The sequence below is a fragment of the Pseudarthrobacter sp. NamE2 genome (genome assembly GCF_005796205.1).
GTDB lineage: Bacteria > Actinomycetota > Actinomycetes > Actinomycetales > Micrococcaceae > Arthrobacter.
This window is the reverse complement of record NZ_VAHN01000004.1, coordinates 94,125-114,485: the sequence shown is the minus strand read 5'-3', so window position 1 is coordinate 114,485 and position 20,361 is coordinate 94,125. Positions and strand designations below refer to the sequence as shown.

The following is a 20,361-nucleotide window of genomic DNA, read 5'->3' as shown; positions in this document are numbered from 1 at the left end:
CGCCCCGCGCTACTCTGCCACGGCGGCTGTGATCAGGGCTTTCAGGGTGCCCTTCTGGACCTCGCCCAGGACTCGGGAGGCCACTCGCCCCTGCTTGTCCAGCACCAGCGTGGTGGGGACGGCGCCCGGCGGTACCAGCCCTGATACGGAGAGCAGGACGCCGCCGTCCTGGTCGTCAAAGCTGGGGTAGGTGACGTTGAAGGTCTTCTCGAAAGCCTCGGCGGTGGCCTTCTCGTCCCGCAGGTTCACCCCGTAGAACTGGACGCCCTGCTCGTTGAACTCCCGGTGGAGCTCTTCAAGGATCGGGGCTTCCACCCGGCAGGGGGCGCAGGCCGCGAACCAAAAGTTAAGGACAGTCACCTTGCCCTGGAAGTCGGCGGGGGAAACGGCGGTGCCGTTGAACAGGGTGCCGTTGACCTGGACGGCGGACTTGCGGTCAGCTGCGGCGAATTCGGTGACGGAACCGTCCCCGGCCACATAGTTCTTGTTGTCCCCGGCACGGGCCTGCTGCGCCAGGGCGTCCTCCTGCGCACAGCCGGAAAGCCCCATGGTCAGTGCCGTCAGGGCCAGGCCGCCGGCGGCCAGGACACTCCGCCGGGAACTGACGGGGCCCTTGCCGCCTCCGGCCTTGCTGGGATTGCTGTGGGTCACTACAGGGCTCCAGGGGTGCTGGCCGCACCGGGAAGTAGGGACGCCGCCGGCTCGCTGTACTTGACGCGCACGAGCGTGCCGTCGTCGTCGAACACCAGGGACGTGATGGAGGTAAGGGTGCATTCGCGCTTCCGCGGGTCATGCCAGAGCGGCTTGCCCTCGGCGCTGAGCCGGGTGGCCCAGATGGGAAGTTGGTGGCTGACCAGGATGGCTTCGGGCCCGCTGGCACTGTAGTCGCCGGTCCCGTACTCACCGTCCGCGAGTTCAATGGCGCGCAGGCGGGCATCATGGACAGCTTCCATAACCCGCGAAGCCTGCTGCTTGTACGGCTCGCCCCAAGACGGCCGCAGGGGGTTGACCAGCCGCGGCCAGTGCTTGGGCCGCCGGAGTTCGGCTTTGTTGACCTTCATGCCTTCGAAGTAGTTTTCGGCCTCGATGATCCGCTCTTCGGTGTGGATCTGAAGATTGAGAGCCTCGGCGGTGGGCGCCGCGGTTTCCTGCGCGCGGTCGAGCGGGGACGCCGCCAGGTAGGTGATGCGGGCACCGCCGGCCGCACGCTGCCGGAAGTGTTCGGCGAGCGTCCGGGCCATTTCCCGCCCCAGGTCGGAGAGGTGGAATTCGGGCAGCCGTCCATACAGGACGCCGTCCGGATTATGGACCTCGCCATGGCGGAGCAAATGGACAGTGGCTTGGGGCATGTTTACCAGTTTCTCAAAAATGGCCTGCGATCAGAAATCTCCTGCATGAGCTTCTACAAAGAGTAGAACTCCGGTTTTTGAAGAAATGTTCCGAAGGCGGGAACAAAAGATGCAAATGCATGTTTATACTGGATGCAGCAAGATAGTTGAGGCTTCAACAGATGAAGGTTCAACAGCAGGACCATCAGGAACACCACTATAAGGAGCATCACCATGGCACTTCCCGCAGACATCACCACCGGCACCTGGACCCTGGACAACTCCCACAGCGAGATCAGCTTCACTGTCCGGCACGCGGGCATCAGCAAGGTCCGCGGGCAGTTCACCGAGGCCACCGCCACCCTTGAGCTGGCCGAGAACGTGACCGATTCCAGGATCGCGGCCACCATCAACACCGCCAGCTTCGACTCCGGGGACGCCAACCGCGACGGCCACGTCAAGGGCGAGGACTTCTTCGACGTCGAGAAGTTCCCCGAGATCTCCTTTGTCAGCAACGGACTGGTGGCCAAGGGCAACAGCTACGAGCTGACCGGCGACCTTACCATCAAGGGCGTCACCCGCCCGGTCGCCCTCGAAACCGAGTTCAACGGCGTGGCCGTTGACCCCTTTGGCAACACCCGCGCCGGCGTCTCCGCCGAGACCACCATCAGCCGCAAGGACTTCGGCCTCACCTGGAACGCTGTCCTCGAGACCGGCGGCGTCCTGGTCAGCGACAAGGTGGCCATCAACCTGGAACTGGCCTTCATCGCTCCCGCAGCGTAAGCAGCCAACTCCCCTAAAGCGCCACCCCGGCACCGGCTTCTCCAGCGCGGTGCCGGGGTTTCCGCCTTTAAAGGCACGACGACGGCACTACAGTGAACGGCATGAGCAACTCTTCCGGCCCCCGGCAGGGCCTCCCGGGCACGCTGTTTTCCGTGGCGGGCCGGCCCACCGAGGTGAAAGTTTCATTCTGGATCTGGTTTGCGGGCGGCCTGTTCGGCGTGCTGGGCGGAATGCTTGGAGCGCTGGGGTCCCTGGTGCTGTTTGCCGCGGCACCGGCGGCAGCGGCCGGCGTGGTTGTCCTGATGCTGCTGGCTGCCGCGGTGGGCGCCGCGCAGATGGTCCTTGCCGTCAAGATGAAGGCGGGCAGGAAGTGGGCCAGGCTGGCGCTTACGGCACTCGCCGCGGTGACCCTGGTCCTGGCTGGCGCCAACTCGGTGGCGGGCCTCGGCCAGGGGACGGGAAACTGGGTGGCCTTCCTGGTCAGCCTGGCCGCAACAGTGCTGATGTGGCTGCCCAAAGCGCAGGCATGGTTCGCCGCAGACGCCGGACGGAATACCTCGCCGGAATGACCCACAAGGCACCCGCCCGGGGGTACGGTGGACTTAAGCCATGCTGGGGGCAGGCACAGGAAAGGCTCCCGGCAGCCTCCCTGGAATCCGACATGTGTAAGGACCGCTCATGAGTACTCCTCCAGTCCCGCCTCCCGTCCCCAATGATCCGGACTCCGGAAGCTCGCAGTCCGGCAGCTCTGCCAGCGAATCCGGTGCACCCCGCTACGGCCAGAACGCTCCCCAGTACGGGCAGAACCAGCCGCAGTACGGGCAGAACCAGCCGCAGTACGGGCAGAACCCGCCGCAGTATGGTGCGCAGCCGCCGTCGGCCCCGCAGTATGGCCAGCAGGGGCAGAACCCGCCGCAGTTCGGCTCGCAGTACGGACAGAACCCGCCCCAGGCTCCCAGCTACGGGCAGCAGCCTTTTGGCCAGTCTTCCTACGGCCAGTCACCGTATGCCCAGTATCCCTCCTACCAGCCGCAGCCCTCGGGTGCCAACGGCGTCCCGCAGCTGGTGAACATCTCCTTCTGGCTGCTGATCGCGTCCGCCGTGCTTTTCGTTGCTTCCCTGCTGACGGGCCTGGGCCAGCTGGATGATCCGATCTTCCGCCAGACCTTCGAGGACCAGATGGAGGCCAGCGGCGCAACCGGTGTCACGTACGAGGACATCAAGGGCGTTATTGTCGGCACACTGGTGGTTTTCGCCATCCTGGGCGCCGGCCTGTACCTGCTGGTGGCCTTCTTCGTGCGCAAGGGCAAGAACTGGGCGCGCATCCTGGGCACGGTGTTCGCTGCCCTGTCCGTCTTCGGCCTGTTCGGCCCGCCCACCATCGGAACCCTGGGCACGCTCCTGGGGATCGCCGCCATCGTGCTGCTCTACCTCCCGGCCGCGGCTCCCTACTTCCGCAAGCAGCAGCCGTTCGCCAACCCTTACGGCGGCGGCTTGGGAAACCCTTACGGCCGGTAGGCGCAAGCCTTCCCACTCCTGCGGGCGCAGGCCTCCGGGGAACTGCCTGAACGTTAGGCAGTCTGTCCCGGGGCCTGCGCCCGCTGTGCGTGGTAAGCCAGGATCTGGAGTTCGGTAGCCATGTCCACCTTGCGGAGGTTGACCCCTTCCGGGACCTGGAGCATCACGGGGGCGAAGCTGAGCACGCTGTGGACGCCGGCCGCCACCACGCGGTCGCAGACCTCCTGGGCCACCGCTGCGGGCAGCGCCAGGACCACCATGTTGGCCCCGGTGCGGTGCAGGACTGTTTCAAGGTCCGCCACGTCGCTGACCCGCAGCCAGCCCACCTCATTGCCCACCACCATCTGGTCGGCGTCGAAGATGGCCACGACGTCGAACCCGCGGGACTCGAATCCGCCGTACCGGGCCAGGGCCTTGCCCAGGTTGCCGGCACCGACAATCGCCACTTTCCAGTCATGCGTCAGGCCCAGCGCAGCGGCGATATGCCGGCTCAGGTACTGCACCTCGTAGCCCACGCCCCGTGTGCCGTAGGAACCCACGTGGGAAAGGTCCTTGCGCAGCGTGGAGGAGCTGACGCCTGAGGCTTCCGCGAGGGATTCGGAGGAAACACGCTCCACGCCGTCGGCCAGCAGGGTGTTCAGGGCGCGGAGATAGAGCGTCAGGCGGGCCACCGCTGCGGGCGGGATCTGTTTGGCCGGGGTGCCCGCGGCGTCCGGCAGGTCCGGGACAGCCTGGGGAGTTGAGTCCAGCGAAGTCACCAGCCCCTCCCTTGAGTCGCGTTGTGACTCCACTCTAGATCCCTGCCGCCGGTGCCAACAAAGCAGGTGCCATCAACAACAAACCGCAACCCGGGCTACTGGGCCATCGCCCGCTGGAGGACGCGCGCCAGCCGGGTTTCGTCGATCTTCCAAAAATCCCGTTGCACCCCGTCCACCAGCACCACCGGGATTTCTTCGGCGTAGCGCTCACGAAGTTCAGGCTGGTTGTCCACCGACTCCTCCACCCACTCAAGGCCGAGTGCGGCAGTAACCCGGGCGACGGCGTCGCGCGCCTCCCCGCAAAGGTGGCAGTTCGCTTTGGTGAGAAGGACGACGCGGGGTGTGGCCATGGGTTAACCGTAGCCCCGTTCGGGGTGCCGGGCACGCCGACGGCTTACGGCGGGCGCATTGACTAGACTCGAGTCCATGCCCGAGGAGAAGTACGTCGCAGTTGTCACCAAGCCGGTTGCTGCGCCGCAACCTGCCGAGGCTGCCTTCTTCGACGTGGACAACACCCTCATGCGCGGTGCCAGCCTTTTCCACGTGGCCCGCAAGATGCACCAGCGCGGCGCCTTCACCATCGCCCAGGCGGCCAGCTTCGCCTGGAAGCAGTTCAAGTTCCTGGCGCGGGGCGAGAACCTTTCCGACGTCCATGCTATCCGCGACTCCGCCCTGACCCTCGCCGCGGGCATCCTGGTGGATGACATCAAGGCCCTGGGCGAAGAAGTGTATGACGAGATGATCGCCTCGCGGATCTGGCCCGGCGCCAAGGCCCTGGCCAAGCAGCATCTGCGGGTGGGCCGGCGCGTGTGGCTGGTGACGGCGACGCCCATCGAGGTGGCCACGGTGATCTCCACCCGGCTGGGGCTTACCGGAGCGCTGGGGACGGTGGGCGAAATTTCCGAGGGCATATACACCGGCCGGCTGGTGGGCGACATCCTGCACGGCTCCGCCAAGGCCGTGGCAGTCCAGGGCATCGCCGAGCAGGAGGGCCTGGACCTGAAGCGGTGCTGGGCCTACAGCGATTCCTACAACGACATCCCGCTCCTGTCCCTGGTGGGCCATCCGGTGGCCATCAACCCGGACGCCCGGCTGCGCCGCCACTCCCGCGACCACAACTGGCCGGTGTACGACTTCCGGGCAGGCCGGCGGGCGGCAACGTTCGGGCTGAAGGCAGCCACCGCGGGCGGTGCCGTCTACGGTCTCTGGAAGGGCTTCGCCCGGATCCGCGGCCCGCGAATCTAGGTAGCAGCAGATGTCGTTTTGAGCGCCCATAACGACACTTACTGCTACCCAGTTGGGCGGGAAACACAAAAAAGCCCGCCGCCTCGGAAGGCGACGGGCTTTTCCACGCTCTGCGAAGTAGTTCTACTTCTTGTTGCGGCGCTGGTGACGGGTCTTGCGAAGCAGCTTGCGGTGCTTCTTCTTGGCCATACGCTTGCGACGCTTCTTGATAACTGAACCCACGAAAGTTCCTTACAAACTAGATGCAGTACCTGTCTGCTGGAATTCGTCCGTGGACGAAGCTACGAACTGAACAACTGACAGATTCTTACAATGGCGTAAAACGTTCCTTAACAGGGTACCGCCTCCGGGGAGGGGCTCTGACCAGCAGGAGCTTCCCGCCGGCCATGGCAGCGGAACCGGATCAGGCGGTTTCGGTGTGGCCCTCCACCACTGCGCCCTTCAGGTACTGCTCAACAGCGGCCTCCGGAACCCGGTAGGAGCGGCCGAAGCGCACTGCGGGCATATCCCCGGAGTGGACCAGGCGGTACACCGTCATCTTCGAGACACGCATGACCTGGGCTACTTCAGCCACGGTTAGGAACTTCGCGTTGGAGAAGTTCTGTTCCGACATTTCCCTATTCCTTTGCTGACGGATGGACAACAGTGACCCCAGGTACATGCCAATGCGGTGTTCCGATGCTGAGCCATCCACCAACCACCTACCTAGATACTCTAGATGTTCCTGTGGCGGAAGTGAAAGTAGTGCGCTCCCCTATTTCGCCGCCCGGCGCTTCCTGGCAGACGCCGCCAGCTGGTCCAGTACCGAGACGGTAACATCCCATTCCATGCAGGCGTCCGTCACGCTCTGGCCGTACACAAGATCGCCCCGTCCGGCGGCGTGGTCGGCGACGTCCAGGTTCTGGGCCCCGCCCACCAGGAAGCTTTCCAGCATGACGCCGGCAATCGCCTGGGCTGAGGAACCGCCGTCCTCGAGCTGGGCGCCGATCTCCAGAGCCACCTCGGCCTGCCGGTGGTGGCTCTTGCCGCTGTTGGCATGGCTGGCGTCCACGATCAGGCGGGGGTTAAGGCCCTTGCCTGCCAGCTTTGCGGAGGCAGCCTCGACGTCGGCAGGGCCGTAGTTGGGTCCCTTGCGTCCGCCGCGGAGGATGACGTGGGTGTCCGGGTTGCCGGCCGTGGCTACCAGGGCGGCGCGGCCGTCGCCGTCGATGCCCAGGAACGCCTGGGCTGCCGCGGAAGCACGGCACGCGTCGATGGCCACCTGCAGGTCGCCGTCGGTCCCGTTCTTGAAGCCGATGGGCATGGACAGCCCGGACGCCAGCTGCCGGTGGATCTGGCTCTCCGTAGTGCGGGCGCCGATGGCTCCCCAGGAGATGAGGTCTGCCATGTACTGCGGGCTGATGGGTTCGAGGAATTCCGTGGCGGCAGGCAGGCCAAGGGCGGTGACCTGCTGCAGGAAGTGCCGTGCGGTCCGGAGGCCGGTCACCATGTCGTGGCTGCCGTCCAGCCGGGGATCGTTGATCAGGCCCTTCCAGCCAACGGTAGTGCGGGGCTTCTCGAAGTAGGTCCGCATGACCACCAGCAGGTCTTCCTTGTGCTTCCCGGCCTGGCCGACCAGCCGGCGGGCGTATTCCAGCCCTGCCTTGGGATCGTGGATGGAGCAGGGACCCACGATGACCAGGAGGCGGTTGTCCACTCCGTCCATGACCGCGCGGACTTCATCGCGTCCGCGTTCGACGACGTCTGCCACCTTTGCGTCAAGCGGCAGTTCCGCGATGAGGTCGGACGGGGAGGGCAGCGCGGTGAATTCGCTGACGCGCAGGTTCGAGGTGGATTTTGCTGCTGATGCTGTTGCGGTGCTCATGGTTTCGGGTCCTGTTCCAGATGGGAAGCGGGCCCGGTTCAGAACCCGCCGGAGAAACGGCGAAGGGCAGAGAATGATCCCTGCCCCTGTTGGCTCTGAAGGTAGTTGGATGCGTGTCAGTTAGACGCGGGCCCCTCCAGAGCCAACGAAAAATACGCATACCAACGGTTAGTCATGGAAAAGACCATAACCCCGGCACGCCGAGGTGCAAAATTATGTCCGCCATATTGCTAGCGGGATCCCTGGAGTCCGGCCACCAGCTCCGCATGTTTCTCGTCCGTGAGGCGGTACCAGTACATGATGCCGGCGCCGGCAAACACCAGCGCGGCGGGCAGCAGGCCGGCGGCGGCCCGGATGGCCAGCAGGGCAGGATCCGCCTGCTCCGAAAGCACTGACGAATAGCCGCCCCAGGCCAGGGAGAAGGCGACCACTCCCCCGCCGAAGCCCATACCCAGCTTCCGCGTTGCGGCCAGCAGCGCGTAGTTGATGCCCTGGACCCGGACGCCGGTCTTCCATTCGCCGTACTCCACGGTGTCCGCGATCAGCGCCCAGGTGACAATGCCCACCGATGCGGAGGACAGCTGCGCCAGGACAATTCCGGCCACGGCCAGCCACGGCGCGTCTGCCGGAGCAAGGAAGACGATGAGCCCGCCGGCGCCCCCGGCACAGCCGCCTGCCGTATAGATGGCCTTCTTGCCCCACCTCCCCACAATGCGCGGCATCACGACGGCGAGTAAGAGGGTGATTGCCACCTGTGTCGCCGCCATGACGGGGAAAAGATCCACGCGGGAGAGGACGTCGCGGAGGTAGAAGAACTGCGCGGCGCCAGTGGCGCTGGCACCCGTCACAAACAGCACCGAACTGGCGCAGAGCACCACGAGCGGCGAGTTGACCTTCAGCGCGTCCGCGCTCTGGCGCAGGGTGATTTTGGGAATGCTGCCGCCGATCTGCTCGCGGCAGGCGACGCCGGTAAACAGGTAGAGCCCGGACCCCACCACCGCGAAGACCAGGGTCATGATGGTAAAGATCTGCTGCATGTTCCCGCCGGATCCCAACAGCGGTGCGACCACGAAGCCCAGGGTTGCACCGACCGAGAGGCCGCCGATGGTCCGGGCACCGGCGAGCCGGGCCCGCTCCCTTGGCTCCTGGGTCATGGCTCCCACCAGGCAGCCGTAGGGGACGTTGACCACGCTGTACGCAAGGCACACAAGGCCATAGGTGCAGTAGGCATACAGCAGCTTCAGGCCCGGCTCCACATCCGGCACATGGAACACCGCCGCATTCAGCAGCAGCGGAATGAACCCGAACATCAGGAACGGGCGGAACTTGCCCCAGCGCCTGCCGTCCACCCGGTCCACGATGCGACCGGCGGCAACATCGGCGAAGGCGTTGAAGACCCGAGCCGCCACCAGCAGTGTCCCGGCCGCTGCCGCCCCGATCCCTGCCACGTCCGTGTAATAGACCAGCAGGAACATGTTGGCGGTGCTGATGATCATGCTGTTCGCCGCATCACCGGCGCCGTAGGCAGCGATGCTCGTCCTGCTGAGTTTCTTCATGGTTCCTTGTCCCGCGGCTCGGAAACCGTTTTCTCAAGCCTTCAGGAGGAACTTACCCCAAAATCTTGCGCAGAAACAGCAGCTGCCTGATTCAGTGGCGCTCCTGGCCGCCCTCATGGTTGTTGAACCTGTAGACCTCGATCCCCTTGGCCACGCCGGAACCGGAATTCCGGGCGCCTTGGAGCCGTAGATGTTCACATGTTCAATCCCTGGAAGCGGAATAGGTAGGTGCAGTCCGGTCGGCGGGCTCGTAACGGCGCAGGCTGGTTCCCGCGCTGATGATTTTGCGAAGTTCAGGCAGTCCGCCCGCCAGCGCTCCGGCTGCCCGGGCCTGGATGAGGAGATTGCCGAGTGCCGTGGCTTCCACCGGTCCGGCAACAACCGGACGGCCCGTGACGTCCGCCGTGAGCTGGCAAAGCAGGGTGTTCTGCGAACCGCCGCCCACCACGTGCACCACGTCCACGGCGCGGCCGGCCAGGCGCTCGGCATCAGCCAGGGTCCGGGCATATCCGGCGGCGAGGCTGTCCATGATGCACCGGGTGATGGCGGCCGGATCATCCGGCAGGACATCGCCCGCAGCCTGGGCGGCTGCGAGGATCCGCGCCGGCATGTGGTCCGGGGCGATGAAGCAGGGATCATCCGGGTTGATCCGGGGTCCGCCCGGCGGCAGCGCGGCGGCTGACTGCAACAGGGCAGGGAGTTCCGGCTGGAAGCCTTGGGCTGCCCAGGTCCGCTGGCATTCGCTCAGTAGCCAAAGCCCGCCCATGTTGCGCAGGTAGCGGATGGTGCCGTCCACGCCGCGTTCGTTGGTGAAGTTCGCGTCACGGCTTGCCTCTGTGAGGACCGGGTGTCTGAGCTCAAGTCCCACCAGGGACCACGTGCCGGAGGAGATGTACGCGAAGTCCTCTTCCTGGGCGGGAACGGCGGCTACGGCGGAGGCGGTGTCGTGCGAGCCTACGGCCACCACCTTGGTGTCCTGCCGCAGACCCACCTGGGCGGCGATCTCCGGCAGGAGCATGCCCACGCTTTCGCCCGGCTGGATCAGCGGCGGAAACAGGTCTGTGCCCAGGCCCAGTGCGGCCAGGAATTCGGTGGCCCACTCCCCCGCCACGGCATCGAACAGCCCCGTGGTGGAGGCGTTGGTGGCCTCGGTTCGGCGGACCCCGGTGAGGAGGAACGCGATCAGGTCCGGGATCAGCAGCGCCTGGAGCCCGTCCAGGTTTTCCTCAGTGGCAAGCTGGTAGATGGTGTTGAACTGCAGGAACTGCAGGCCCGTGGTTGCGTAAAGGCGGGCCGGATCCAGCTTTTGGTGGACGGGGTCGACGGCGGCGCTGCTGCGGCCATCGCGGTAGCTGAACGGCTGGGCGATGAGTTTTCCGTCCGCATCCACCAGGCCGTAGTCCACGGCCCAGGTGTCGATGCCGATGCTGGCGATGGTCTCGCCCTGGACGGCCGCGACCGTGGCTGCGGTTCGAAGCCCCTCAAGCACCTCCGCGAAGAGGGCGTCGAAGTTCCAGCGGAGGCCGCCGTCGATCTCCACCACGCCGTTCGGGAAGCGGTGCACCACCTCGAGCTGCACGCAGCCTTCCGCAACCCGGCCCAAAATGACCCGGCCGGAGGAAGCGCCGATATCGACCGCGGCAAACACACCAGGGACAGCGGCGGAATCCGCCCCGGCCGGAGCCGGAGCGGATTTGCCGTTGCGTGCTGTGCTGCTCATCGCATGAAGGCGGCGGCCACGCCAGCGTCCACGGGGATGTGCAGGCCGGTGGTGTGGGACAGTTCGTTGCTGGTGAGCACCGCGGCGGCGTTGGCCACGTGCTCAGGCAGGACTTCGCGCTTGAGCAAAGTGCGTTGCGCGTAGTACTCGCCCAGCTTCTCCTCTTCTACGCCGTACACCGCGGCCCGCTTGGCGCCCCAGCCGCCGGCGAAGATACCGGAGCCGCGGACCACGCCGTCGGGGTTGATGCCGTTGACCCGGATGCCGTGCTCACCCAGCTCGGCCGCGAGCAGTCGGACCTGGTGGGCCTGGTCTGCCTTGGTGGCGGAGTAGGCGATGTTGTTCGGGCCGGCGAACACGGAGTTCTTCGAGGAGATGTAGATGATGTCCCCGCCCATGCCCTGGGCAATCATCACCCTGGCGGCGGCCTTGGCCACCAGGAACGAGCCCTTGGCCATAACGTTGTGCTGCAGGTCCCAGTCCTTTTCGGTGGTCTCCAGCAGCGGCTTGGAAATGGACAGGCCTGCGTTGTTGACCACCAGGTCCACGCCGCCGAAGGCCAGCACGGCGGCGTCGATGGCCGCTGCAACCTGGGCTTCGTCAGTGACGTCGGCCTGGACACCGATGGCGACGTCGGAGCCGCCGAGTTCCTCGGCCACGTTCTGCGCGTTTTCGAGGTTCAGGTCGGCGATGACCACGCAGGCGCCTTCCGCGGCGAGGCGGGTGGCGATGGCCTTGCCGATTCCCGACGCCGCTCCGGTGACCAGCGCGATGCGGGTGGCGTGGGACTTGGGCTTGGGCATGCGGGCCAGCTTGGCTTCCTCCAGGGCCCAGTACTCGATCCGGAACTTTTCGGATTCCTCGATGGGCGAGTAGGTCGAGATGGCCTCGGCGCCGCGCATCACGTTGATGGCATTGATGTAGAACTCGCCGGCGACGCGGGCGGTCTGCTTGTCCTTGCCGAAGGAGAACATGCCAACACCGGGGACCAGCACGATTGCGGGGTCGGCGCCGCGCAAAGCCGGGCTGTTTTCGTCCGCATGGCGGTCGTAGTAGGCCTGGTAGTCCTTGCGGTAGTCGGCGTGCAGCTCGTGCAGCCGGGCGATGGAGTCCTCGATTGAGGCGTCGGCGGGCAGGTCCAGGATGAGTGGCTTGACCTTGGTGCGCAGGAAGTGGTCCGGGCAGGAGGTGCCCAGGGCGCCCAGGCGCGGGTGCCCGGCGGCTTCCAGGAATTCAAGGACGACGGCGTCATCGCTGAAGTGCCCCAGCTGCGGCTTGTCCGTGGAGGCCAGGCCGCGGATCACCGGTGCCAGGGCGGCGGCCTTGGCGCGGCGTTCGGCTTCCGGCAGGGCGCCGTAACCGGTCAGCTTGGCGCCGAACGGCTCGGCCTTGCCGTTTTCCTTGATGTACTTTTCGGCCTGGTCGATGATCCAGAGCGAGTTCTGCTCGGCTTCTTCGCTGGTGACGCCCCAGGCGGTGATGCCGTGGCCGCCCAGGATGGTGCCGACGGCCTGCGGGTTGGCTTCCTTGATCGCGGCGATGTCAAGGCCCAGCTGGAACCCGGGACGGCGCCAGGGAACCCAGACCACCTTGTTGCCGAAGATCTTCGTGGTCAGCGCCTCGCCGTCCACCGCCGTCGCGATCGCGATTCCCGAATCCGGGTGCAGATGGTCCACGTGCGCGGCGTCCACCAGCCCGTGCATGGCCGTATCGATCGAGGGGGCGGCGCCGCCCTTGCCGTGCAGGCAGTAATCGAACGCGGCCACCATCTCGTCTTCACGCTCCACGCCCGGGTAGGCTTTCTTCAGGGCGTTGAGCCGGTCCAGCCGCAGGACGGCCAGGTTTTCCGCCTTCAGGGTGCCCAGGTCCCCGCCGGAGCCCTTGACCCACAGCAGCTGCACGTCCTCACCGGTCACCGGGTCCTTCTCGGTGCCCTTCGCGGACGTGTTGCCGCCGGCGAAGTTGGTGTTCCGCTTGTCCGCGCCCAGGCGGTTGGAACGGGAAATCAGGTCTTCAACAGTCTTGTTCGTCATAGCTATCAGGCGCCCCATCCGGCTTGCTGGCCGCCCACGCGGTCCTCGTTAATCTTCTTCTGGTACCCGCTGGCCTTATAGGCAGCGATCGGGTCCGCGGGCAGGCCGCGGGATTCCCGCCACTCGGCCAGCATGGGCCGGACGTCGGTGTAAAAGGCATCATTGAAGATGCTGTTTGCGGCCAGGACATCCCCCGCGCGCTGTGCCTCGTTCAGGGCTTCGGTGTCCACCAGCAGGGCGCGGGCGGTCATCTCCTGGACATTCAGGACCGAGCGGATCTGGCCCGGGATCTTTTCTTCCAGGTTGTGGCACTGGTCCAGCATGAGGGCCACGCCGGAATCCTTGCCGTACCCGCCGCCGCGGATCACCTCATGCATGATGCGGAACAGCTGGAACGGATCCGCGGCACCCACGATCAGGTCGTCGTCGGCGTAGAAACGGGAGTTGAAGTCGAACGAGCCCAGCTTGCCCAGGCGCAGCAGCTGCATCACGATGAACTCGATGTTGGTGCCCGGGGCGTGGTGGCCGGTGTCCAGGCAGACAAACGCCTTCTCGCCGAGTGCGAGGGTCTGGGCGTAGGAGGTGCCCCAGTCCGGAACATCGGTGTGGTAAAAAGCCGGCTCGAAGAACTTGTACTCCAACACCAGGCGCTGCCCGTCACCGAGCGCGGCGTAGATTTCCTGCAACGACTCGGCCAGCCGGTCCTGGCGGCCGCGGATATCGTCCTGGCCCGGGTAGTTCGTGCCGTCAGCCAGCCAGATCTTCAAATCCTTCGACCCCGTGGCGTGCATGATCTGGATGCAGTCCAGGTGGTGGTCGATTGCGCGGCGGCGGACAGCCTCGTTGGAGGAGGTCAGCGAGCCGAACTTGTACTCGTCGTCCTGGAACGTGTTGGAGTTGATGGTTCCCAGTCCAACACCCAGGCCGGCCGCGTACTCCTTCAGGGCAGAGTAATCATCAACCTTGTCCCACGGGATGTGGAGGGCCACCGTGGGTGCCAGGCCGGTCAGTTCGTGCACCTTCGCGGCATCCGCCAGCTTTTCCTGCACAGTCCGCGGAGTGCCGGGGGCGCCAAACACCTTGAACCGGGTTCCTGAATTGCCATAGGCCCACGAGGGGACCTCGATCGCAAGCTCCCCGAGCCTGCCCAGCGCCGTTGCTACGTCATTCATGATGGTTCTTTCGGTGTTGTGTTCTGTGATGGTTTGTTGTTGGCCCCGCTGCTGGAGCTGCCGGTTGCGCTCCAGGAAGTTGTGCTCCGGGAAGCAGTGGTATCTGCCGCCGCCAGCTGGGCGTCCAGGTTGAAGACTTCCTCAAGGACCTGGAACCCTTCATCGGGCGCCTGGCCGGAGTTTTCGAACAGGGTGGCCATCTCGGCCTGCCAGCGGGTGTTCACGTCGGTAAGGGCCATGCGGGCGCGGGCTGCGTCGAAGTCGTCGCACTCCACGTAGCCCACCAGCAGGCCGTCCGCACCCAGGAACAGGGAGTAGTTGTTCCACCCCGCTTTCTTGAGGGCACGGAGCATGTCCGGCCACACGGCGGCGTGCCGCCGCCTGTACTCCTCGATCAGCGCTGGCTTGATCGATGACCGGAAGCACACCCTCATTTGGAATTCTCCTGAACTCGCGAATCTTTGAATCGTTTCATTGTTACGATTCAAAGTACTCTTGACGGAAGTAGGTGTCAAGCATTCCCGCTCCCCGTTCCCGAGGGGGCAGGTTCGCGGCGCACTTGGACCACCAGCACGGAGAATCATGAACCGCACAGCCAGCATCAAGGACGTCGCCACCCATGCCAGCGTGGCGGTCGGCACTGTCTCGAATGTGCTGAACTACCCGGACAGGGTGTCCCAGCGCACCAAGGAACGCGTGCTGAAGGCCATTGACGAGCTCGGGTTCGTCCGGAATGACGCCGCGCGGCAGCTGCGTGCCGGCCACAGCCGTACCGTGGGGCTGATTGTGCTGGACGTGGGCAACCCGTTCTTTACTTCCGTGGTGCGGGCCGCGGAGGATGCGGCAGCCCTGCAGGGAAGCGCGGTGCTGCTCGGTGACAGCGGCCACGATGCCGGCCGCGAGGCCAACTACATCGACCTGTTCCAGGAGCAACGGGTCCAGGGCCTGCTGATTTCCCCCGTGGGCGACGTGACCGAACGCCTGGACCTGCTCCGCGAACGCGGCGTGCCCACTGTCCTGGTGGACCGCCTCGCGGACGAGTCCAAGTTCAGCTCCGTGGCAGTAGATGATGACGCCGGCGGGTACCTCGCCGCCCGGCACCTGCTGGACACGGGCCGCCGCCGGCTCGCCTTCGTGGGCGGACCCACCGACATCCGGCAGGTGGCCGACCGCCTGCAGGGTGCGCAGCGCGCGGTGCAGGAAGAGCCCGGCGCCACGCTGGAAGTGCTCACCTCCGAGGGGATGACCGTCCTGGCCGGCCGCAGCGTGGGCAACATGCTGGTGCAGCGGGGCAGGGACGAGCTCCCGGACGGCATCTTCTGCGCAAACGACCTCCTGGCCCTGGGCGTTATGCAGTCCCTGACCATGACGCACACGTTCCGCATCCCCGAGGATGTGGCGCTGATCGGCTACGACGACATCGACTTTGCCGTGTCCGCCGTCGTTCCACTGTCCTCCATCCGGCAGCCCACGGAGGCGTTGGGGCGGACCGCCATCGAACTGCTGTCCGAAGAAGTGGAATCGCAGAACCCCACCCACCGCGCCGTGGTGTTCACCCCGGAGCTGGTGGTCCGGCAAAGCACCGGAAAGGCCTAGAGCTTTTCCACCACCAGGTTGCGGTAGGCCGCCCGGAGCGGAGCCATCTGGCGGAACCCGATCCGGCCGCCGCCGAGGATCTTGTCCGAGGCGTCATGCCACTCAAAGAGCGGCAGGCCGTTGATGGCGAAAGCCACGCGCGGGCCGTCCTTGACCACCTCCAGGCGGTAGAAGCCGTTGGCGTCCTCCGCAGGCGGGAGCGGATCGGCGCCCTGGGCCACAAGCTCGAAGCCGGCGCTCTTGCGGAGGTTGCACGTGCGGAAAGCACGCTCCGACTCAAACTTGTGCCGGAAATAGGACACGTGCAACGCGTCGATATCGCCCGAGTGGTACTGCGGGTAGTAGCCGGTCCGTTGCGCCAGTTCCGGGGCAAAGAGGTCCACCCCGTCCTGCCCGGCGGCGGCGAAAAACAGCATGGCCAGCCCCGGCTCGGCCAGGGGCATGAACTCCCAGCTGATCCGGATGCAGTCCGGGAACTCCTTGGGACACCAGAACGTCCAGTGCGCGTGGTCGCCGAATTCCCCGTCGTCCAGCAGCCCTGACAGCTCCAGGGCGCCATGGTGCGTCCCTAACCCCAGAGGCCCTTCGGCGATCCAGTCCGCCACATCCTCCGGACCGGCAAGCGGATTGCTGTACAGGACGCTGGTTGCCGTGCCTGCCGATCGCACCTAGGCCCGTCCCGCCGTCGTGCTTAGCTCGCGTGCCTGCGGCCCGAAGCCCAGCCGTCCCAGCTGCCGCGCGACTTCCCCGGCCACCAGCGCGGCCCCCTTCTGGGAGAAGTGCGTGTTGTCCGTGAGGCCGCCGGGCCAGTGCGCATGCTCCCCGGGGCCGAAGTGGCAGAACAGGCTGATGGAGCCGCCGCGGCCCAGGCCCACGTAGAGGCACCTTGTCCAGGTGTTGAGGTCGATCAGTGGAACCCCCAGCTCCAGGGCGATCTCGCGGACCACTTCCGGGTAGTCTTCCAGGCTTTCTTCCAAGGCAGCGTCCGACGACGGCGTGTCCAGGAAGTGCCGGCGCTCCACTGAGGTGCAGAGCACGGGAGCAGCGCCCCGGTCCCGCACTTCGCCCACCATGGTGCGCAGATTGGCGGCGTAGCCGGTCCGTGCGGCCAGGTGCTGATTTTTCTGGTCGTTATGGCCGAACTGGATGAGCACCAGGTCGCCCTCGCCTGTTTCATCCAGCAGGCTCCCCCAGAGTCCGTCCTCACGGAACGATTCGGTGCTGGCCCCGCCCTTGGCGAAGTTGTGCACGGCGGCCCAGGTATGGGTGAGCGGGGCAAGTTTCGCCCCCCAGCCGCTCATGGGGTACTCGTGGGTGGGGCAGTTTGCGACCGTGGAGTCGCCGGCGAGGAGGATTTTCATGGTGTTGCTTTCTCTTGTTCTAGCCTTTGACGGAGCCGATGAGCATGCCTTTGGCGAAGTGTTTTTGCAGGAACGGGTAGAAGATCAGGATCGGGAGGGTCGCCACCACGATCACTGCGAACTTGATCCCCTGTTCCGGCGGGATGTAGGCGGGGTCCACGTTGCCGGTTCCCAGGAGGTCGGAGGCCGCGGTGACCTGGCGGAGGTACATCTGCAGGGTCCACTTGCTGTTGTCGCTGAGGTAGAGCAGCGGTGACATGAAGTCGTTCCAGATACCCACCGCGTAGAAGAGCGCGAAGGTGGCCAGGACCGGTTTGGACAGCGGCAGCAGGATCCGCCACAGGATGCCGATCTCGGTGGCGCCGTCCATCTTCGCCGATTCCTCCAGCTCCGCGGGGAGTTCCTGGAAAAAGTTTTTGATGATGATCAGGCTGAACGGGTTGATCGCCGCCGGCAGGATCAGCGCCCAGTAGGAGTTCAGCAGGCCCAGATCCTTGACCAGCAGGAACGTGGGGATCATGCCGCCCGAAAACACCATGGCGAAGACCACCAGGGACAGGATCACCTTCCGGCCGCGCAGGGTCTTCTTGGCCAGCGGGTACGCCATGGTGACCGTCAGCGCGAGCTGGACCAGGGTGCCGACGGCGGTGACCAGGACGGTGGTGACCAGGGCCCGGGTGAACGCCGGGGTAGAGAAGATGTACTCGTAGGAGCCCAGGGTGAACTGCTCCGGCCAGACGAAGAACGCCCGCCGGGTGATCTCGGCCTCGGTGGCGAAGGACCCGGCAAAGACGTAGACGAACGGCAGCAGCGTGACGATGCCGACCAGGGACAGGAATACGTAGTTCGCGGCGTCGAAAATTCGGCCGCCGGTGGTGTTGTGGATCTTCATTAGAACAGTCCGCTCTGGTTGAACCGCTTGGCCAGGGCGTTGGTGCCGAAGATCAGCACGATTCCCACCACGGCCTTGAACAGGCCCACGGCTGTGGAGTAGCTGTACGCGCCCTGGGTGATGCCCACGAAATAGACGTAGGTATCGAAGACATCGGCCACCTCCCGGTTCAGGGCGTTGGTCATCAGGTAGATCTGCTCGAACCCGGTGTTCAGCATCTGCCCGATCGCCAGGATCAGCATCACGATGATGGTGGACCTGATTCCGGGCAGGGTGATGTGCCAGACCCGGCGGAACCTTCCGGCGCCGTCGATAATGGCTGCCTCGTACTGGTCCTGGTCCACCGTGGCCAGCGCGGCCAGGAAGATGATGGTGCCCCAGCCGGTGTTCTTCCAGATTTCCTGGAGCACGATGAGCGGCCGGAACCAGGCAGGGTCTGACAGGAAGTCGGTGTTGGTGCCCATCACGGTGTTGAGGAACTGGAACAGCGGGCCGATGTCCAGTGCGAACAGCAGGAAGCTCAGTGACGCGACGATGGTCCAGGACAGGAAGTGCGGGATGTACACCAGGGTCTGGACCGTGCGCTTGAGGATCGTCAGGCGGACCTCATTGAGCAGCAGGGCCAGCACAATGGTCAGCGGAAACGCGATGCCCAGGTTCAGGAACGCCAGGACCAGCGTGTTCCACAGCAACCGCGGGAAGTCGGGGTTGGCGAAGAAGTCCTGGAAATGCTGGAACCCCACCCACGGGCTGCCGTTGATGCCCAGGAACGGGACGTAGTCCTTGAACGCGATGGACACCCCGTACATGGGGCCGTATCGGAAGATGGCGAAGTACAGGACACCCGGCAGCAGCAGCAGGTACAGCCACTTGTAGTGCGCGAAATGGACGGAGAACCTGCCGTTCTTCCGTTCCCGGGCGGGCGGCCGGGAGGCCGCCCGCCCCGAGGCCTCAGCCTCGACGACGGGCGCCGCCACTACTTGTTGTCCTGCCAGAGCTTGTTGATTTCTTCCTTGACCTTGTCACCGCCGCTGGTGTTCCACAGCTTGATGGCATCCTTCAGGCCCTGCTCGTCGATCTGGCCGGCCAGGTACTTGATCCGGGCGTCTGCCACGATGTTGTCCAGCTGCGCACCCTTGGCTACGTAGGTGGCGCTGACGTAGGGGGCGGCCGGATTGTAGACGGCGCTCTCAAGGTCCCGGGCCATTACTTCGGTGCGCTTGTCGAAGACCTGCTGCTCGTAGTCCGTGGCCTGCTTGACCGGGTAGAACTCGTTGCCTTTCACGTTCATGCCGAGCTGGGGGTAGCTCTTGATGTCCGTATTGACCACCTTGCCTTCCTCGGTTTCGGGCTTGATGGTGGCAGCCTTGCCGTCCTCCACGGTGAAGTTGACCCCCTCAATGCCGTTGTTCAGCAGGATGGCAACGTCCTTGCTGTTCAGGGTGTTCAGGAATTCGAGCACCTTGTCCAGCTCCGCCTCGGTGCGGACGCTGGCCTTGGGGACGGCCAGGAAGCCGGAGTACCCGTCCGTGGGGTGGGCGTGGAGTTCACCGTCCGGGCCCTCGAGGTTGCCCACGAAGCCCACCTTGTTTTCGAAGTTGTTCGGGTCCGCCTGCTTGAAGAGGTTGACCAGGACGCTCACCCGGGAGTCGACGTCCACGATGATGCCGCCCTTGCCGTTGAAAAACGGTTCGTTCCACTTGGTGCCGTCGAACGTGGCGAAGTCCGGGTTGATGAGCTTTTCGTCCACCATCTTCTTGACGAACCGGTTGGCCTCGAGGAATTCCTCGGTTTCGAAGCTCGGGATGAGCTTTCCGTCCTTTTCGGTCCACCGGTTTCCGGCGCCGTACCAGGTCTCGATGAAGTCGTAAGGGCTGTTGGTTCCCAGGGCGCCCCACTTGGGGATGGTGATGCCCCAGGTGTCGTCCTGGCCGTTGCCGTCGGGATCCTGCTCAGTGAAGGCCTTTGCCACCTTGTACAGGTCCTCGGTGGTCTTGGGCGCCTCAAGGCCCAGCTTGTCCAGCCAGTCCTGGCGGAACATCACGGCGGCCCGCATGGGGGCGCGTCCGCGGAAGACGCCGTAGACCTTGCCGTTGACGCTGGCATTCTGCTGGATCTCCGGGAAGGTCGTCTTCAGGTTGGGGTAGTCGTCAAGCTTGTCCGTCAGGTCCCAGAAGGCGCCGGCTTCGGCGTTCTTGACGAAACCCGGGGTTTTGCCCTGGATGACCATGATGTGCGGAATCCCGGATCCGGCCAGGGTGATGTTTGTCTTGTCCTCGTAGGAGGAATTGGGTGTCCAGGCGATATTGACGTCCTTGCCCGTGAGCTCCTCCAGCTTCTTCTGGACGGCGCCGTCGGCACTCGGCGGCTGCGCTTCAAGGAACGGCGCCATGATGGATACTGTCGTGAGGTCTGCTGCCGGGGTTTCGCCGCCGCTGCATGCGGTGAGCGAAATGGCGGAGGCCGTCACGACGGCGGCGGCAAGGGAGAATTTCCTGCGGATCATGGTTTTCCTTTTCCACTTCGTTGGGGTCT

General features: G+C 65.2%; 22 protein-coding genes. 5 read left to right on the top strand and 17 right to left on the bottom strand.

The features are described from left to right. Positions 1-9 precede the first annotated feature (9 nt). Positions 10-549, bottom strand: a complete 540-nt coding sequence (locus FDW83_RS06820) for a TlpA disulfide reductase family protein (protein ID WP_138137101.1) — start codon at positions 547-549, stop codon at positions 10-12. A 101-nt stretch (positions 550-650) separates the two neighbouring features. Further along, positions 651-1,349: a histidine phosphatase family protein gene (locus tag FDW83_RS06815; protein ID WP_138136878.1), complete on the bottom strand. Its 699-nt coding sequence runs from the start codon at positions 1,347-1,349 to the stop codon at positions 651-653. A 213-nt stretch (positions 1,350-1,562) separates the two neighbouring features. On the opposite strand from FDW83_RS06815, the gene FDW83_RS06810 reads away from it, so the two are divergent. The 3 genes from FDW83_RS06810 to FDW83_RS06800 all read left to right on the top strand — a co-directional run bounded on the left by FDW83_RS06810 (position 1,563) and on the right by FDW83_RS06800 (position 3,629). Next, positions 1,563-2,111, top strand: coding sequence for a YceI family protein (locus FDW83_RS06810; RefSeq protein WP_138136877.1), 549 nt, complete (start codon positions 1,563-1,565; stop codon positions 2,109-2,111). Positions 2,112-2,212: 101 nt separating this feature from the next. After that, complete coding sequence (locus FDW83_RS06805; RefSeq protein WP_138136876.1) at positions 2,213-2,680, top strand: hypothetical protein; 468 nt, start codon at positions 2,213-2,215, stop codon at positions 2,678-2,680. Positions 2,681-2,789: 109 nt separating this feature from the next. Next, a complete protein-coding gene (locus FDW83_RS06800) occupies positions 2,790-3,629 on the top strand; it encodes a hypothetical protein (RefSeq protein ID WP_138136875.1) in 840 nt (279 codons plus the stop codon). Positions 3,630-3,682: 53 nt separating this feature from the next. Here FDW83_RS06800 and FDW83_RS06795 read toward each other — a convergent pair whose 3' ends face one another. Further along, on the bottom strand, positions 3,683-4,387 hold the full coding sequence (locus FDW83_RS06795) for a redox-sensing transcriptional repressor Rex (protein WP_138136874.1): 705 nt from the start codon (positions 4,385-4,387) through the stop codon (positions 3,683-3,685). Between the two features lie 95 nt (positions 4,388-4,482). Then, a complete protein-coding gene (locus FDW83_RS06790) occupies positions 4,483-4,737 on the bottom strand; it encodes a glutaredoxin family protein (protein ID WP_138136873.1) in 255 nt (84 codons plus the stop codon). A gap of 76 nt (positions 4,738-4,813) precedes the next feature. Between FDW83_RS06790 and FDW83_RS06785 the strand changes: the two genes are divergently transcribed. Then, entirely contained in the window at positions 4,814-5,632 is an 819-nt protein-coding gene (locus FDW83_RS06785; RefSeq protein ID WP_138136872.1) for an HAD family phosphatase, read from the top strand. Positions 5,633-5,755: 123 nt separating this feature from the next. Here FDW83_RS06785 and FDW83_RS06780 read toward each other — a convergent pair whose 3' ends face one another. The 8 genes from FDW83_RS06780 to FDW83_RS06745 all read right to left on the bottom strand — a co-directional run bounded on the left by FDW83_RS06780 (position 5,756) and on the right by FDW83_RS06745 (position 14,411). Further along, a complete protein-coding gene (locus FDW83_RS06780; RefSeq protein ID WP_003792170.1) occupies positions 5,756-5,854 on the bottom strand; it encodes a 30S ribosomal protein bS22 in 99 nt (32 codons plus the stop codon). A gap of 181 nt (positions 5,855-6,035) precedes the next feature. Next, positions 6,036-6,245: a helix-turn-helix domain-containing protein gene (locus tag FDW83_RS06775; RefSeq protein WP_138136871.1), complete on the bottom strand. Its 210-nt coding sequence runs from the start codon at positions 6,243-6,245 to the stop codon at positions 6,036-6,038. A gap of 141 nt (positions 6,246-6,386) precedes the next feature. Continuing rightward, the gene (locus tag FDW83_RS06770; protein ID WP_138136870.1) at positions 6,387-7,496 is read right to left on the bottom strand and encodes a 3-deoxy-7-phosphoheptulonate synthase; all 1,110 of its coding nucleotides are present in this window, start codon (positions 7,494-7,496) and stop codon (positions 6,387-6,389) included. 230 nt (positions 7,497-7,726) lie between these two features. After that, entirely contained in the window at positions 7,727-9,052 is a 1,326-nt protein-coding gene (locus FDW83_RS06765) for a glycoside-pentoside-hexuronide (GPH):cation symporter (RefSeq protein ID WP_138136869.1), read from the bottom strand. Positions 9,053-9,254: 202 nt separating this feature from the next. Next, the gene (locus FDW83_RS06760; RefSeq protein ID WP_138136868.1) at positions 9,255-10,772 is read right to left on the bottom strand and encodes a rhamnulokinase family protein; all 1,518 of its coding nucleotides are present in this window, start codon (positions 10,770-10,772) and stop codon (positions 9,255-9,257) included. Beyond that, complete coding sequence (locus FDW83_RS06755) at positions 10,769-12,805, bottom strand: bifunctional aldolase/short-chain dehydrogenase (RefSeq protein WP_138136867.1); 2,037 nt, start codon at positions 12,803-12,805, stop codon at positions 10,769-10,771. The genes FDW83_RS06760 and FDW83_RS06755 overlap by 4 nt, the downstream gene beginning before the upstream one ends. A 5-nt stretch (positions 12,806-12,810) precedes the next feature. Further along, on the bottom strand, positions 12,811-13,977 hold the full coding sequence (rhaI, locus tag FDW83_RS06750) for an L-rhamnose isomerase (RefSeq protein WP_138136866.1): 1,167 nt from the start codon (positions 13,975-13,977) through the stop codon (positions 12,811-12,813). Continuing rightward, entirely contained in the window at positions 13,974-14,411 is a 438-nt protein-coding gene (locus FDW83_RS06745; protein WP_138136865.1) for an L-rhamnose mutarotase, read from the bottom strand. Before FDW83_RS06745 ends, rhaI begins: the two co-directional genes overlap by 4 nt. A gap of 148 nt (positions 14,412-14,559) precedes the next feature. Between FDW83_RS06745 and FDW83_RS06740 the strand changes: the two genes are divergently transcribed. Beyond that, complete coding sequence (locus FDW83_RS06740; RefSeq protein ID WP_138136864.1) at positions 14,560-15,573, top strand: LacI family DNA-binding transcriptional regulator; 1,014 nt, start codon at positions 14,560-14,562, stop codon at positions 15,571-15,573. On the opposite strand, the gene FDW83_RS06735 is transcribed toward FDW83_RS06740, so the two are convergent. The 5 genes from FDW83_RS06735 to FDW83_RS06715 are packed head-to-tail and all read right to left on the bottom strand — an operon-like array spanning position 15,570 to position 20,332. Next, entirely contained in the window at positions 15,570-16,241 is a 672-nt protein-coding gene (locus FDW83_RS06735; protein WP_138136863.1) for a DUF1961 family protein, read from the bottom strand. The genes FDW83_RS06740 and FDW83_RS06735 overlap by 4 nt on opposite strands. Continuing rightward, positions 16,242-16,934 (bottom strand): rhamnogalacturonan acetylesterase, encoded by a 693-nt coding sequence (locus tag FDW83_RS06730; RefSeq protein ID WP_138136862.1) that lies wholly within the window; start codon positions 16,932-16,934, stop codon positions 16,242-16,244. It abuts the gene before it with no gap. Between the two features lie 19 nt (positions 16,935-16,953). Then, positions 16,954-17,826: a carbohydrate ABC transporter permease gene (locus tag FDW83_RS06725; RefSeq protein ID WP_138136861.1), complete on the bottom strand. Its 873-nt coding sequence runs from the start codon at positions 17,824-17,826 to the stop codon at positions 16,954-16,956. Continuing rightward, a complete protein-coding gene (locus FDW83_RS06720; RefSeq protein WP_138136860.1) occupies positions 17,826-18,803 on the bottom strand; it encodes a sugar ABC transporter permease in 978 nt (325 codons plus the stop codon). Before FDW83_RS06720 ends, FDW83_RS06725 begins: the two co-directional genes overlap by 1 nt. After that, positions 18,803-20,332 (bottom strand): extracellular solute-binding protein, encoded by a 1,530-nt coding sequence (locus tag FDW83_RS06715; RefSeq protein WP_138136859.1) that lies wholly within the window; start codon positions 20,330-20,332, stop codon positions 18,803-18,805. Before FDW83_RS06715 ends, FDW83_RS06720 begins: the two co-directional genes overlap by 1 nt. Between the last annotated feature and the right edge of the window lie 29 nt (positions 20,333-20,361).

Bases quoted from the DNA above. Each gene is read 5' to 3' on its own strand.
- FDW83_RS06785 (WP_138136872.1), top strand. From the start codon at position 4,814: ATGCCCGAGGAGAAGTACGTCGCAGTTGTCACCAAGCCGGTTGCTGCG.
- rhaI (WP_138136866.1), bottom strand. From the start codon at position 13,977: ATGAATGACGTAGCAACGGCGCTGGGCAGGCTCGGGGAGCTTGCGATC.
- FDW83_RS06745 (WP_138136865.1), bottom strand. From the start codon at position 14,411: ATGAGGGTGTGCTTCCGGTCATCGATCAAGCCAGCGCTGATCGAGGAG.
- FDW83_RS06715 (WP_138136859.1), bottom strand. From the start codon at position 20,332: ATGATCCGCAGGAAATTCTCCCTTGCCGCCGCCGTCGTGACGGCCTCC.
- FDW83_RS06755 (WP_138136867.1), bottom strand. From the start codon at position 12,805: ATGACGAACAAGACTGTTGAAGACCTGATTTCCCGTTCCAACCGCCTG.
- FDW83_RS06815 (WP_138136878.1), bottom strand. From the start codon at position 1,349: ATGCCCCAAGCCACTGTCCATTTGCTCCGCCATGGCGAGGTCCATAAT.
- FDW83_RS06725 (WP_138136861.1), bottom strand. From the start codon at position 17,826: ATGAAGATCCACAACACCACCGGCGGCCGAATTTTCGACGCCGCGAAC.
- FDW83_RS06740 (WP_138136864.1), top strand. From the start codon at position 14,560: ATGAACCGCACAGCCAGCATCAAGGACGTCGCCACCCATGCCAGCGTG.
- FDW83_RS06730 (WP_138136862.1), bottom strand. From the start codon at position 16,934: ATGAAAATCCTCCTCGCCGGCGACTCCACGGTCGCAAACTGCCCCACC.
- FDW83_RS06820 (WP_138137101.1), bottom strand. From the start codon at position 549: ATGGGGCTTTCCGGCTGTGCGCAGGAGGACGCCCTGGCGCAGCAGGCC.
- FDW83_RS06805 (WP_138136876.1), top strand. From the start codon at position 2,213: ATGAGCAACTCTTCCGGCCCCCGGCAGGGCCTCCCGGGCACGCTGTTT.
- FDW83_RS06770 (WP_138136870.1), bottom strand. From the start codon at position 7,496: ATGAGCACCGCAACAGCATCAGCAGCAAAATCCACCTCGAACCTGCGC.
- FDW83_RS06775 (WP_138136871.1), bottom strand. From the start codon at position 6,245: ATGTCGGAACAGAACTTCTCCAACGCGAAGTTCCTAACCGTGGCTGAA.
- FDW83_RS06790 (WP_138136873.1), bottom strand. From the start codon at position 4,737: ATGGCCACACCCCGCGTCGTCCTTCTCACCAAAGCGAACTGCCACCTT.
- FDW83_RS06810 (WP_138136877.1), top strand. From the start codon at position 1,563: ATGGCACTTCCCGCAGACATCACCACCGGCACCTGGACCCTGGACAAC.
- FDW83_RS06765 (WP_138136869.1), bottom strand. From the start codon at position 9,052: ATGAAGAAACTCAGCAGGACGAGCATCGCTGCCTACGGCGCCGGTGAT.
- FDW83_RS06760 (WP_138136868.1), bottom strand. From the start codon at position 10,772: ATGAGCAGCACAGCACGCAACGGCAAATCCGCTCCGGCTCCGGCCGGG.
- FDW83_RS06800 (WP_138136875.1), top strand. From the start codon at position 2,790: ATGAGTACTCCTCCAGTCCCGCCTCCCGTCCCCAATGATCCGGACTCC.